Source organism: Kushneria phosphatilytica (genome assembly GCF_008247605.1).
GTDB lineage: Bacteria > Pseudomonadota > Gammaproteobacteria > Pseudomonadales > Halomonadaceae > Kushneria > Kushneria phosphatilytica.
Genome location: NZ_CP043420.1, coordinates 2,578,090 through 2,590,289 on the forward strand (window position 1 = coordinate 2,578,090; position 12,200 = coordinate 2,590,289).

12 protein-coding genes are annotated in these 12,200 nt (G+C 61.1%); 2 read left to right on the top strand and 10 right to left on the bottom strand.

Features of this window, described 5'->3' with window-relative positions; all coding sequences use genetic code 11:
* The gene (locus FY550_RS11895; protein WP_070979376.1) at positions 1 to 990 is read right to left on the bottom strand and encodes an NAD(P)-dependent oxidoreductase; all 990 of its coding nucleotides are present in this window, start codon (positions 988 to 990) and stop codon (positions 1 to 3) included.
* A 166-nt stretch (positions 991 to 1,156) separates the two neighbouring features.
* Between FY550_RS11895 and FY550_RS11900 the strand changes: the two genes are divergently transcribed.
* Positions 1,157 to 1,903 carry a peptidase gene (locus FY550_RS11900; protein ID WP_070979378.1) on the top strand — a complete coding sequence of 249 codons (747 nt, stop codon included), beginning with the start codon at positions 1,157 to 1,159 and terminating at the stop codon, positions 1,901 to 1,903.
* 79 nt (positions 1,904 to 1,982) lie between these two features.
* On the opposite strand, the gene lon is transcribed toward FY550_RS11900, so the two are convergent.
* The 9 genes from lon to nrdR form a co-directional block, all read right to left on the bottom strand.
* Entirely contained in the window at positions 1,983 to 4,394 is a 2,412-nt protein-coding gene (gene lon, locus FY550_RS11905; RefSeq protein WP_070979381.1) for an endopeptidase La, read from the bottom strand.
* Between the two features lie 115 nt (positions 4,395 to 4,509).
* The gene (locus FY550_RS11910) at positions 4,510 to 5,808 is read right to left on the bottom strand and encodes a DUF945 family protein (RefSeq protein WP_070979383.1); all 1,299 of its coding nucleotides are present in this window, start codon (positions 5,806 to 5,808) and stop codon (positions 4,510 to 4,512) included.
* 102 nt (positions 5,809 to 5,910) lie between these two features.
* Positions 5,911 to 6,384, bottom strand: a complete 474-nt coding sequence (locus FY550_RS11915; RefSeq protein WP_070979385.1) for a phosphatidylglycerophosphatase A family protein — start codon at positions 6,382 to 6,384, stop codon at positions 5,911 to 5,913.
* Positions 6,381 to 7,409, bottom strand: coding sequence for a thiamine-phosphate kinase (thiL, locus tag FY550_RS11920; RefSeq protein WP_070979387.1), 1,029 nt, complete (start codon positions 7,407 to 7,409; stop codon positions 6,381 to 6,383). Before thiL ends, FY550_RS11915 begins: the two co-directional genes overlap by 4 nt.
* A 57-nt stretch (positions 7,410 to 7,466) precedes the next feature.
* Positions 7,467 to 7,949, bottom strand: coding sequence for a transcription antitermination factor NusB (gene nusB, locus FY550_RS11925; protein WP_070979433.1), 483 nt, complete (start codon positions 7,947 to 7,949; stop codon positions 7,467 to 7,469).
* A gap of 14 nt (positions 7,950 to 7,963) precedes the next feature.
* Positions 7,964 to 8,467 (bottom strand): 6,7-dimethyl-8-ribityllumazine synthase, encoded by a 504-nt coding sequence (gene ribH, locus FY550_RS11930; RefSeq protein WP_070979389.1) that lies wholly within the window; start codon positions 8,465 to 8,467, stop codon positions 7,964 to 7,966.
* A 129-nt stretch (positions 8,468 to 8,596) separates the two neighbouring features.
* Positions 8,597 to 9,751 (bottom strand): bifunctional 3,4-dihydroxy-2-butanone-4-phosphate synthase/GTP cyclohydrolase II, encoded by a 1,155-nt coding sequence (ribBA, locus tag FY550_RS11935; RefSeq protein ID WP_070979392.1) that lies wholly within the window; start codon positions 9,749 to 9,751, stop codon positions 8,597 to 8,599.
* Positions 9,752 to 9,895: 144 nt separating this feature from the next.
* Complete coding sequence (ribD, locus tag FY550_RS11940) at positions 9,896 to 11,059, bottom strand: bifunctional diaminohydroxyphosphoribosylaminopyrimidine deaminase/5-amino-6-(5-phosphoribosylamino)uracil reductase RibD (protein ID WP_070979394.1); 1,164 nt, start codon at positions 11,057 to 11,059, stop codon at positions 9,896 to 9,898.
* Complete coding sequence (gene nrdR, locus FY550_RS11945) at positions 11,046 to 11,549, bottom strand: transcriptional regulator NrdR (protein ID WP_070979396.1); 504 nt, start codon at positions 11,547 to 11,549, stop codon at positions 11,046 to 11,048. Before nrdR ends, ribD begins: the two co-directional genes overlap by 14 nt.
* 273 nt (positions 11,550 to 11,822) lie before the next feature.
* Between nrdR and FY550_RS11950 the strand changes: the two genes are divergently transcribed.
* Positions 11,823 to 12,095 carry a GlsB/YeaQ/YmgE family stress response membrane protein gene (locus FY550_RS11950; RefSeq protein ID WP_070979399.1) on the top strand — a complete coding sequence of 91 codons (273 nt, stop codon included), beginning with the start codon at positions 11,823 to 11,825 and terminating at the stop codon, positions 12,093 to 12,095.
* The last annotated feature ends 105 nt before the right edge of the window (positions 12,096 to 12,200 follow it).

Sequence of the window (12,200 nt, forward strand, 5' to 3'; positions counted from 1 at the left end):
TCAGGAGCAGATCGGGCGCAGGGTTATCGAGTCGGCATTCACCGCGCCATCGGGGATCTCCCCGCGCAGGATCCAACGTATCTGCTCGACCGTCTGCAAAGACTGATAATCAATGGCCTCGGGCACCATGCCACCAATATGAGGGGTGGCCAGTACACTCGGCAGAGCCGCCAGTGCTGCAGTCGGACTATCGCCCTCACCGCTGCCGACATCCAGTGCCGCACCGGCCAGTTGTCCCGTCTGCAAAGCCTCCTGCAATGCCCTTTCATCCACCAGCGCACCGCGAGCCGCATTGATGAACCAGCTCCCCGGCTTCATTGCAGCAAATGCCGCACGATTCATCATGCCCTCGGTTTCCCGGGTATGCGCCGCCAGACAGATCACCGCATCCGAACGCGAGAGCAGGGTCCCCCGACTTACCGCATCGCCACACTCTGCCGGTACCGTCACGCCGGGATCATGGACCAGTACCTGCATGCCCAGCGCCCTGAGCAGAGGTGTCAGATAGCGTCCGATATGTCCCAGCCCGAGCACTCCGGCCGTCAGCCCGGCAATCTGGCGCCCCATGACCGGTCGAGGCGTTTCTCCACGCCGCCACGCCAGCATATAGTCGGGCAGCCCTCTGGCCAGATTGATCAGTTGTGCCACCACCCATTCCGATACCGCCTGCACGAAGCCCGGTCCGGCATGAGTCACCAGCACCCCCCGCCGAGACGCCGTCTCGATATCAATGGAACGGATATCCATGGCACAACGAACCACGGCCCTGAGTTCGGCGCCAGCCTCGATCAGTTCGGCGGGCACGGGCGTAGCGCGGTCGGCCACGATCAGCTGACAGTCACGGATCTCGTGCAGCAATGCCTCCCGGGACCATCGCTGCCCCGGGCAGATCACCGTCTCCCCCAACTGTCTCAGACCAGCCAGCGCCTTTTCGCCATACCATTGCTGCAATGCCTGCGCATCATGGGTCAGTAGAATGCGACAGCTCATGAGCGACTCCTCCGGTTCTACAATGGATCATGCCCGAATAGCGGTTGCTTGCGGACCGTCGATTTAGCGATGCGCGCCCGGCTCATGCCGCGATTGCAATTCACCGGTTTTTACCTTTCACTGCCGCTGAAGCCCTGATTTCAGTGCACACTACCGGGATCGATCCATGACCTACTGTGTTGCCATGGCCCTCAGCGAGGGCGTCGTGTGTATTTCCGATACGCGTACCAATGCCGGCATCGATCAGATCGCCAGCGTACGCAAACTGATGGTCTACGGTTCACCCGGTGAACGTGCCCTCATCATTCAGACTGCCGGCAACCTGTCGACCTCCCAGGCCGTACTGACTCGACTCGAACAGCAGTTCGGCGGTGAGAGCGAAACGCTGCTCAATGTCCCTACCCTGTTCGATGTTGCCCGACTGATTGGCAGCACACTCAAGGGCATTGTCGCCGATTACGGCAACGATCCCGCGATGCAGGGGATCGATGTCACCGCCTCGTTTCTGATTGCCGGCCAGATCCGCGGGGGGCGTACCGAAGTGTATAACGTTTACCCACAGGGCAATTTCATTGCTGCTACACCGGACACACCCTACTTCCAGATCGGCGAAAGCAAATACGGCAAGCCGGTGCTGGATCGCGTACTGGACTATCGCACCCCCCTCGGCGAAGCACTACGCTGCGGGCTGATCTCCTTCGATTCGACCCTGCGCAGCAACCTGTCGGTGGGCATGCCACTGGATATTGCCCTCTATCCCAATGACAGCCTGACACCGCCGCTGATTCGGCGCATCAACGAGGATGACGACTACTTCACCCACCTGCGCAGTTGCTGGTCGAGCGGATTGCAGGCGCTGATGGAGAGCATCGATCCGCCTGAAGAGCAGTACTGGCGCAGCCCGTCGAACTGACTTCCCCTTGTAATAAAAAAGCCCACTGCCTTGCGGCAGCGGGCTTTGCACCATGACGCTTGTCATGACAGCCTTCGGCTCAGCCGAACACGATTTTCGAGACGTCCCGATACACCTTCGCGAAGTGCGCCGTCATACCGCTTTTGAGGTAATCCGGCAGTTCGTCGAAATCACGTCGATTGGCATCGGGCAGAATCACCTCGAAGATATCGCTGCGTCGTGCGGCAATGATCTTCTCGCGAATGCCGCCTACCGGCAGTACCTGGCCGGTCAGGGTCAACTCACCGGTCATCGCCAGTGGCCGAGCGATCTCGATGCCGCGGGCCAGTGACAGCAGCGCCGTGGTCATGGTCACACCGGCCGAAGGTCCATCCTTGGGCGTGGCACCTTCCGGCACGTGCAGGTGGATGAAGGACTCATCAAAGAACTTCTCGGACACCCCGTACTCGCCCAGATGCCCCAGCACGAAGCTGTAGGCGATATTGGCCGACTCCTGCATGACATCACCGAGCTTGCCGGTGAGTTTGAGCCCACGCTGCAGGCCATGCACCCGGGTCGCCTCGATCGGCAGGGTCGCGCCCCCCATTGATGTCCAGGCCAGGCCTGTGACCACCCCGACGCCCTTGAGCACCTTCTCCTTGCGAAAGAGCGGCGCTCCCAGGAACTCTTCGAGGTTGTTGACCGAGACCTTGACGTCTTCCTGCTCATTCTCCAACAGCTTGACTGCCGACTTGCGCACGATGCGGTGCAGCTGTTTCTCCAGCTGCCGTACGCCGGCCTCACGAGCATAACCATCGATGACATGCTTGAGCGCGGCATCGGTGAGATTGATGCGCTTTTTGGGAATGCGATCGCGCTTGAGCAGCTTGGGCCACAGATGATGTTTGGCAATCGCCATCTTCTCTTCGGCGATATATCCCGACAGGCGGATCTGCTCCATGCGATCGAGCAGTGCGCTGGGGATGGTGTCGAGCTGATTGGCGGTGCAGACGAACAATACCTTCGACAGATCCATGCGCACATCGAGATAGTGATCCAGGAAATCACTGTTCTGCTCGGGATCAAGCACTTCCAGCAGCGCCGAGGCCGGATCACCCTGGAACGACTGGCCCAGCTTGTCGATCTCATCAAGCATGACGACCGGATTCTCGACCTCGACTTCCTTGATCGCCTGCACCAGCTTGCCCGGCATGGCGCCGATGTAGGTTCGCCGGTGGCCCTTGATCTCGGATTCATCGCGCATGCCGCCGACCGAGAAGCGATAGAACTGACGACCCAGGGCCTCGGCAATCGAGCGCCCGACCGAAGTCTTGCCGACCCCGGGTGGTCCGACCAACAGCAGGATGGAACCGCCCACATCCCCCTTGAAGGCGCCTTCGGCGAGGAATTCGATAATGCGATCCTTGACGTCCTGCAGACCGTCATGATCGCGATCGAGTACCTGTCGGGCATGTGCCAGATCGAGCTGATCGTCGGACGTGATCCCCCAGGGCAGAGAGGTCAGCCAGTCGAGATAGTTGCGCGTGGTGCCATATTCCGGCGAACCGGTTTCCAGCACCGAGAGCTTGTCCAGTTCATCGTCAATGCGACCCTGCACCCGCTCCGGAACGACCTTGTCCGACAGCCGCTCACGGAAGGTATCGACATCATTCTCCCGATCATCCTTGGAGATACCCAGCTCCTTCTGGATGATCTTGAGCTGCTCACGCAGGAAGAACTCGCGCTGACGCTCCTGCATCTGAGCATTGACCTGCTCGGAAATCTCGCTCTGCAGCTGGGCAACCTCGATTTCCTTGCGCAGCAGCGGTAGTACTACCTGCATACGCTCAAGCACGGGCAGGGTCTCGAGCACAGACTGCAGCTCGGGCCCCTTGGCCGAGGTAATGGCCGCGGCGAAATCGGTCAGCGGGCCAGGCTCATTGGGGCTGAAGCGATTGAGGTAGTGCTTGAGCTCCTCGCCGTAAAGCGGATTGATCGGCAGCAGTTCCTTGATGCCATTGATGATCGCCATGGCATAGGCACGGGTTTCATCGCCATCCTTGTCGACCGGCTCGTTGGGATAGCTGACCTCAACCAGATACGGCGGCTTGCGAGACAGCCAGCGGGAAATGCGAAAGCGCCGCAACCCCTGAGCAATGAACTGAAGCTGCTCGTTTTCACCCTCACTGCGATGCACCCGCACGGCCGTACCGGTTTCGGGAAACTCGCTGGAACTCGGGTCCTCGTCGACATCGCCGACAAAGGCCAGGCCCACCGTCTGGTGCGGTGTATTACTGACCCGCTCCATGGTTTCGGTCCAGCGATTGCGGTTGATCACCAGCGGCTGAACCTGAGCCGGAAAGAACGGCCGGTTGTGAATCGGCAGCAGATAGATTCGTTCGGGCAAATATTCCCGGGTCGGGATGACCGCCTGGCTCTTGATCGCCTCGGTCGGATCTTCGTTACCCGGGGCGTCGGTCACGATATCCGACTGATCGTCGTTCTCGCTCATCCTTGCATCCTGTTCAGTAACGGGAAGCCCGCGATGATGATCGCGGGCATATGACTGATATCAGGAATGAGGTCTGCAAGAGGCGTTATCAAGCCCTGGCGAAGAACAGGCCATCTCAGGGCGCGCTCATCAGCCTGTAAAGTGGCATCAGAGCCTGATCGTTGACCCGAACCTCGCCATCGACGATATCGAACTCGATCCGAGCCTGGTCCGGGGACTGGCCGACAATCAACGCCAGCAGCGGCGGGGCATTGGTCAGCGTCAGGCTGCCCTGCAATCGCTCAAGAAACGCTCTCATCCCCTGCCTCTGGCGCAAATCGGCCACCCGGGTATCGGCAACACCCTCGCCGTGGAAGGTCAGTTGTCCATTCAGCCTGATCGGCTGGTCGAGCATCGGACTCTGAACGCTGAACTCACTCAGGGTCAGTTGTGGCGAGGGTGACAGCATGGCAAAAAACGAGGTCTGTACAGGCTCGATCAGACTCAGCCAGTCGTCACCGGTATCAGCAGAGGAACGACGCAACTCTCGCTTCATGCCGGCAACAAGACGGGAGGCTGCATCGGCGCCAAGCCGTTCGAGTGACAGCTTCAGCTTCAGACTGCCCAGCCCCTGCTGTGATACCTGAATGCCCTCGACCCGACTTGAGAGTTCATACCCCAGCATGCCGGCCTGACGCTCGGCATGACCCTGCCAGTGAATGCCCTTCAGCGTCACCGGCAGCGAGCCCTGGGGATGCATCTGAAGCTGCTCGATATGCAGCTGTTCGACCCGCTGCTCGCTATCTGCTGCTTCAGAGCCTGCCTTCCCCCTTTGCCGCCGGGAAGAAAAATTGGTGACACCCAGCCCCAGCGAACCATTTTCATCCGCCAGTTCCAGAGCATCGAAGCGCCCTTTCAGGGCAAGACTTTGCTCATCGCCGTGGAGTTTCAGCACCGCGCCCTTGAGTAACGCCCGTCGAGGCCCCTGCGTCAGCCCCACCTGCTCCGGCAGTGTCACCTCGAGTTCGCCATTACGACGGAAATGGTGAATCACGGCCGAAAGCTCGGCCTGATGACCCGGTGACAACCGATCAGCCAGCAGGCGCGGCCCATCGTTGCCACTACGCACGTCGGCATGGCCATTGAAATGCGTAGAGAGAATGCCATGACGCGCCTGCCAGGGAACCACCAGTTCAACCGGTCGACCGTCGTAGCTCACCTCCGGCCAGGTCACTACCAGCGTGCCACGGGTATGAAAGAACCCACGATCCAGCTCGCGCTGATCGGCTGAGAGGGCAGGCGACGCATTGAGCTGGGCCATGGTCTCATCAAGACGCTGCAGGAAAACATGCCGGCTCCAGGCCACGCCCCCAAGCCAGGCAGCGCCCAGTACCGCCGCGATGATCACCACACTACCAATGACACGCTTTTTCATGCCGCTCCCTGAATCGGTACTGTCAGATGTCTTTTAACGACTACCCGGCAAGACGCTGTCCGAAAAATCGACGAGCGAGGGGCAGGCACTTTCCGCCAGGGCCTAGTGCAGCCAGAACCACAGGTGCATCGTACTCCACGCATACACACCGGCCAGTACATCGTCGAACATGATGCCAAACCCACCGGTCACACGACGATCGACGAAGCGTACCGGCCAGGGTTTGATGACATCGAACAGGCGAAACACCGCGAACCCCCACAATGCGGCCGGCCAGGAGAAGGGAACTGCCATCATGGTGATCCAGTAGCCCACGAACTCATCCCAGACGATACCGGAGTGATCATGCACGCCCATATCCCGTGAGGTGCGATCACACAGATAGATGCCCAGCAACCCTGTGACCAGCAGCACCAGCAGATAGACGGACAGCGGCAGATCGGAGAGCAACCAGTAAAAGGGGATCGCTGCCAGCGTGCCGAAGGTGCCGGGGGCAAACGGCGCCATACCACTTCCCAGACCGAAGGCCAGGAAATGAGTAGGCCGATGCCAGACACTCGACGGTCCGCGATTCATGACGTGGCTCCCGTAGCCGATCGATCATCAGGCTCGACGTCGAAGTGCTGCCAGCCGACATGCTCGGTCGGCACCCCATGAATGCCGGGTTCTGCCACCGTGCGGCCGATCACGGTCAGTGTGCAGTCATGCGCCGCCAGATGCGCTTCGGCACGGGCAAGTGCATGTTCGGGCAGCGTGCACAACAGCACATAGTCATCGCCGCCTGTCAGCGCCGCCTGTCGCGCTGTCTGCTCGTCAAACCGCTCGGCCAGACCGGGATACAGCGGTAACGCCTCAACATCAATCCGCGCCCCTACCCCGGAAGCCCGACAAATATGGGCAAGATCAGCAACGACGCCATCGGAAACATCGATCGCGGACGTCGCCAGCCCACGCAGCGCTTCACCGGCATTCAGTGCCGGCGACGGCCACAGGTAGGCATGAAGCAATGGATCGGTGTCATCGCGCTCGCCAGACTGCCACGCCCGCAAGCCACCATGAGCGCCACCCACCGGTCCGGTCACCACGATCAGCTCATCGAGCCCCGCCCCGTCGCGGCGCAACGCAGTCTGGGCCGGCACTTCGCCATGAACGGTGATGGTGATTGACAGCGACCCACGGGTCACATCACCGCCAACCAGCCGAATACCACTGTGATCGGCCAACCGGTGCAGGCCGCGGGCAAAGCCTTCCAGCCAGTCGGTGTCGATGTCGGGCAGCGTCAGGGCGAGCACATACCAGCGTGGCGAGGCCCCCATGGCAGCCAGATCGCTCAGATTGACAGCCAGCGCCCGATGCCCGATGGCCTCGGGAGGAGCGTCAGCCGGGAAATGCACATCTGCCAGTGAGGTATCGACACTGACCGCCAGTTGCCAGCCGGGTGTTGGCGTCAGCAGAGCACAATCATCGCCCTGCCCCAGCGCCACGCCGGAGGCGGGATCATCGCCCCCATAGCCGTCCCGCCGAGCCGAGCCGGTGCAGGTATCGCGCACGAAAAAACGGCGAATCAGATCAAACTCGCCCAGACGTTGTGAATCGCTCATCGCTGTCGCTTCCTCCGGGACGTTGGCCGATCCCTGGATCTCGGTCGTGGCACTCGCCTAGCGGCGGCGCGCACTGACCTCGACACTGCGCAGCTGATGGGCAAGTCGGTCAAGCAGGGAGTTGACGTACTTGTGCCCGTCAGTGGCACCAAACCCCTTGGCCAGCTCAATGCCCTCATTGATGACCGAGATGTAGGGCACCTCGAGGCGGTGAGCGAGCTCATAGGTACCCAGTCGAAGAATAGCCAGTTCAATCCGATCAAGTTCCTGAAGGGAGCGATCCAGCAGCGGTGCCAGCTGCGCGTCGAGTTCACCGCAGTGCTGAACAACACCGTGCAGCAACTCATGGAACAAGGCCAGGTCAGCGATCTGCATGACCTGCACCCAGTTCTCATGAGGCGCCAGATCCTCATCAGCTGTCTGAGAGCGGAATTCGGCTTCGAGCTGGGTGATCGATTTGCCGGTCATCTGCCACTGATAGAGCGCCTGAACGGTCAGCTCACGGGCAGCACGGCGTGCCTGTTGAGCCTTTGAAGGCATTCGGCCATCACGACTCACGCCTCACCTCCTTCACCGGCAGGCGCATCGCCGAGCTGACGCAGCAGCGACACCATCTCCATCGCTGCCATGGCAGATTCGAAGCCCTTGTTACCGGCCTTGGTGCCGGCACGTTCGATGGCCTGCTCGATCGAGTTGACGGTCAGTACGCCATTGGAAACGGGTGTATCGTAATCCAGCTGGAGCCGATTGATCGCCGAATTGCACTGCCCGGCAATATGCTCGAAGTGCGGCGTGCCGCCCTTGATGACCGCACCCAGTGCGATCACGGCGTCAGGATGCAAACGCTCGAGCACCCTTTTGACCGCCAGCGGCAGCTCCCAGGCACCCGGCACGTGAATGATGTCGATCTGCTCCTCGTCGACCCCATGGCGCACCAGTGCATCCACGGCGCCTTCGACCAGTGAGTCGACCACATGATGGTTGAAGCGACCGACCACAATGGCATAACGCCCTTCGACGTCGTTGAATCGCCCTTCTACCTGCGCAATCGGTTGCATGACAAGAATTCCCTGAACGCCCTTACCCATCGGCAAGGGTCGGTTGATCATCATGACGGCCGGGCAGCAGGCCCGACCGTTAACGTTTCAAGCGCTCGACACGCGCCCCATGTCGCGCCGAGCTACGGTTTATTGTCGCGATACCGCTCCGTCACCGCTGATCTGTTCGACCACTTCGAGATCGAACCCGGAGAGGGCGGAGAACTTCCATGGAGAGCTCAAAAGGCGCATCCGACCGACACCAAGCCGACGCAGAATCTGCGCACCGGTGCCAATGGTCTGGTAGTTGCCTGCCCCATCGACATGCGCATCGCGTGGCACCCGGCGTCGCTCGAAGAAGATATCCAGCTGCTCACGAAAGTCACGAGGCGGCTGATCGCTGTCGAGCAGTACCAGCACCCCGCACTCACTGCGGGCGATTTCATCCAGCGCACTGTGCGCTGTCCAGCTGGTACTGCCGCCGGGGCGCTGCAGACCCAACAGATCACGCAATGGGTCGGCCGCATGCACGCGCACCGTGGTCGGTTGATCGGGCTGTGGGGTGCCCCGCACCAGAGCCAGATGATGACGTCCTTGGATACGATCACGGAAGCAGTGCAGCTGAAAGCTGCCGCTGGCCGTTTCAACCGGTTGGGCATCGACATGATCGACGGTCTGCTCATGATGCATGCGGTAGTGAATCAGATCGGCGATCGTGCCCATCCGGATGCCATGCTCGGCAGCGAACTGCTCCAGCTCCGGGCGACGGGCCATGGTGCCGTCGTCATTCATCACCTCACAGATCAGACCGCAGGGCTCGAAGCCGGCCATGGCCGCCAGATCACAGGCCGCCTCGGTGTGACCGGCACGCCGCAGGACACCACCCGGCTCCGCCATCAGCGGAAAGATATGACCGGGCTGAACGATATCATCCGGTTGTGCCCCACGTGCCGCCGCGGCGCGTACCGTGCGCGCACGATCAGCAGCGGAGATACCGGTCGTGATGCCGGTGGCGGCTTCGATCGATACCGTGAACTTGGTGCCGAATCCCGAGCCGTTGTCGTTGACCATCAGCGACAAACCAAGCTGCTCGCAGCGCTCGCGGGTCATCGGCTGACAGATCAGGCCGCAGGCATAGCGGGCCATGAAATTGATATGCGAGGCCTCGACGCACTCCGCCGCCATGATCAGATCGCCTTCGTTCTCGCGATCCTCATCATCCATGAGAATGACCATTTTGCCCTGGCGGATGTCCTCGACCAGCAAGGCGATATCACTGAGTGTCTGCGTAGGCTGTGAAGTCATGCACCTCTGCCGATCATCGTCGGCCCCCTGTCACGGTTGGATTCCGGTCTGCTGATGCCCGTCGACCCCGGCACTCCGAACAGACCGGGCTGGCATCGGAGCGCGCCGATTGTCGCACTACGCGGGCCACAGGGAAACTGTTGCTCAATTCACCGCTCCTGTCGCCGCGCGGCACGGTCGCGCCGTAATACACCAGTCATCGCCTACCGCACGGATATCATCGATGACCAGAGTCTGCTGCTGATCCATGCGCTCAAGACCCGGCAGGTTCAGCAGCCCGCGGGCATCGGATCCCAGCAGGGTCGGCGCCATGAAAAGCTTCAGTTCATCCACCAGCCCGGCGGCCAACATGGCGCCAGCCAGCCCCGGTCCGGATTCCAGCAGGAGTTCATTACACGCTTCCTGCTCGACCAGCTGACGCATCAGTGCCATGAGATCGACCCGGCCTTCGCGTGCAGGCAGAACGATCAGTTCGGCACCGGCCTCACGCAACGGCGCCTGACGCCCCGGATCGTCTACCAGCGTGGCTACCAGAGTCCGTCCGGGTTCGGCCAGCATGGGGGCTTGTGGCGAGAGCCGCAAAGTGGAATCGACCACCACCCGTAACAGCTGATCATGAGCGGCTGCCCGGGCAGCTTCTTCACTCAGGCCGGCTTCGATCAGCGCTGGCTGGCGTACCGTCAGCCGGCTGCCATCCATGCTGACGGCGTCCACACCACTGAGGATGGCACTCGATTGTGCCCGCAGGCGCTGCCCCCATCCCCGGGCGGCAGCGCCGGTAATCCACTGCGATTCACCACTGGCCATGGCAGTACGCCCATCGAGACTCATCGCCATCTTCAGGCGCACGAACGGCAGTGAATGTGCCATACGCTTGATGAATCCCGGATTGAGCGCGGTGGCTTCTTCCGCCATCAGGCCACATTCGACAGTTATGCCGGCCTGCTCGAGTATTCTCAGCCCACGGCCCGACACGGCCGGGTTGGGATCGCGCATGGCGACGACAACCCGTGCCACGCCGGCCTCAACCAGTGCCCGGGCACAAGGGCCTGTGCGTCCCTGATGAGAACAGGGTTCAAGCGTCACATAGGCCGTAGCACCACGAGCCTGCTCTCCGGCCGCTCGCAGCGCATTCACCTCGGCGTGCGGCTCGCCGGCACGCTCATGCCAGCCCTCACCCACCATGCGACCGTCATGAACCAGTACACAGCCCACCCGCGGGTTGGGATGAGTGGTATAGAGCCCGCGACGCGCCAGTTCCAGCGCGCGCGCCATCCAGCGAGCATCGGTGGCGTCAGTCCTGTTCATGGTCCTGCTCTTGAGGATCGTCCACGGACGGATGGGTCGGCTCCCGGGTCAGCCGATCGATCTCGGCCCGGAATTCATCCAGGTCCTGAAAACGGCGATAGACCGAAGCAAAGCGGATATAGGCAACCTGATCGAGACGGCGGAGCTGTGCCATGACCTCCTCGCCAATCAGACGAGCATTGATTTCGCGTTCACCGCGCGCTCTCAACCGCTGTCGAATTCGTTCGAGCGCCCCCTCGATACGTTCACTGGACACCGGGCGTTTCTCCAGTGAGCGCAGCATGCCGGCACGCAGCTTGGCGGCATCAAAGCTTTCGCGTGAACCATCGGCCTTGACCACGCGCGGCATGATCAGCTCGGCAGTTTCATACGTTGTGAAGCGCTCGCCACAATGACCACATTGACGCCGTCGCCTGACCTGATCGCCTTCGGCTACCAGTCGCGAATCCGTGACCCGGGTTTCCTGTGCGCCGCAAAATGGACATTGCATGATAGTGACAGCCGCTGCTCGTTAATGGATACCCGCCATGCGCCGGCATCTTCGCTATAGTGTAACGCCCGCCGCCGCTGGCCGAAAATGCAGGACCATGCGTCGATGTTCGATCATGCCGGTTCAGGTGTGCGCATTTGTCGCACCAACCGGGTTGTCTCGTCATCCCCCCTGGCACGGATAATGGGGCCGTTCACGATCGCCTCACGATGCCATGGCCCGAACCGCATGAGCGTCGGCGATCGGCCTATTCGTCACCAAGGGAGCATTAGCATGAATCTCATCTCCTGGCTGTTCGTCAGTCTCCTGATCGGCGTCATTCTCAGCTTCCTGACCCCTTCACGCTATAATGCCGGCGCCCTGGGCTCGATGGGCATCAGTGCCGTGGGTGGCGTCGCCTTCGGATTCATTTCGACCCTGTTCGGTCTGGCTGCCGAGCTTCACTTCGATTTTCACAGCCTGATCGCAGCCATGATCGGTGCCGTAGTGGGGTGGGCCGCACTGCTGGCCTATATCATCATCGCGCAACCGCAGCTGCATGACTGATTCGAGCAGATTTTTTCCATTCTTTCCGGATAGCTTGCTCAGTTCACGATCGGCGTCTAGTTTCACATTCAGGAGAGCGTCATTCGACGCTCGTCCCGAGTGCTA

Excerpts from the sequence above, each read along its gene's own strand:
- ribH (WP_070979389.1), bottom strand. The coding sequence starts at position 8,467 with ATGCAACCGATTGCGCAGGTAGAAGGGCGATTCAACGACGTCGAAGGG.
- nusB (WP_070979433.1), bottom strand. The coding sequence starts at position 7,949 with ATGCCTTCAAAGGCTCAACAGGCACGCCGTGCTGCCCGTGAGCTGACC.
- FY550_RS11895 (WP_070979376.1), bottom strand. The coding sequence starts at position 990 with ATGAGCTGTCGCATTCTACTGACCCATGATGCGCAGGCATTGCAGCAA.
- FY550_RS11900 (WP_070979378.1), top strand. The coding sequence starts at position 1,157 with ATGACCTACTGTGTTGCCATGGCCCTCAGCGAGGGCGTCGTGTGTATT.
- FY550_RS11910 (WP_070979383.1), bottom strand. The coding sequence starts at position 5,808 with ATGAAAAAGCGTGTCATTGGTAGTGTGGTGATCATCGCGGCGGTACTG.
- nrdR (WP_070979396.1), bottom strand. The coding sequence starts at position 11,549 with ATGCAATGTCCATTTTGCGGCGCACAGGAAACCCGGGTCACGGATTCG.
- ribBA (WP_070979392.1), bottom strand. The coding sequence starts at position 9,751 with ATGACTTCACAGCCTACGCAGACACTCAGTGATATCGCCTTGCTGGTC.
- lon (WP_070979381.1), bottom strand. The coding sequence starts at position 4,394 with ATGAGCGAGAACGACGATCAGTCGGATATCGTGACCGACGCCCCGGGT.
- thiL (WP_070979387.1), bottom strand. The coding sequence starts at position 7,409 with ATGAGCGATTCACAACGTCTGGGCGAGTTTGATCTGATTCGCCGTTTT.
- ribD (WP_070979394.1), bottom strand. The coding sequence starts at position 11,059 with ATGAACAGGACTGACGCCACCGATGCTCGCTGGATGGCGCGCGCGCTG.
- FY550_RS11915 (WP_070979385.1), bottom strand. The coding sequence starts at position 6,384 with ATGAATCGCGGACCGTCGAGTGTCTGGCATCGGCCTACTCATTTCCTG.
- FY550_RS11950 (WP_070979399.1), top strand. The coding sequence starts at position 11,823 with ATGAATCTCATCTCCTGGCTGTTCGTCAGTCTCCTGATCGGCGTCATT.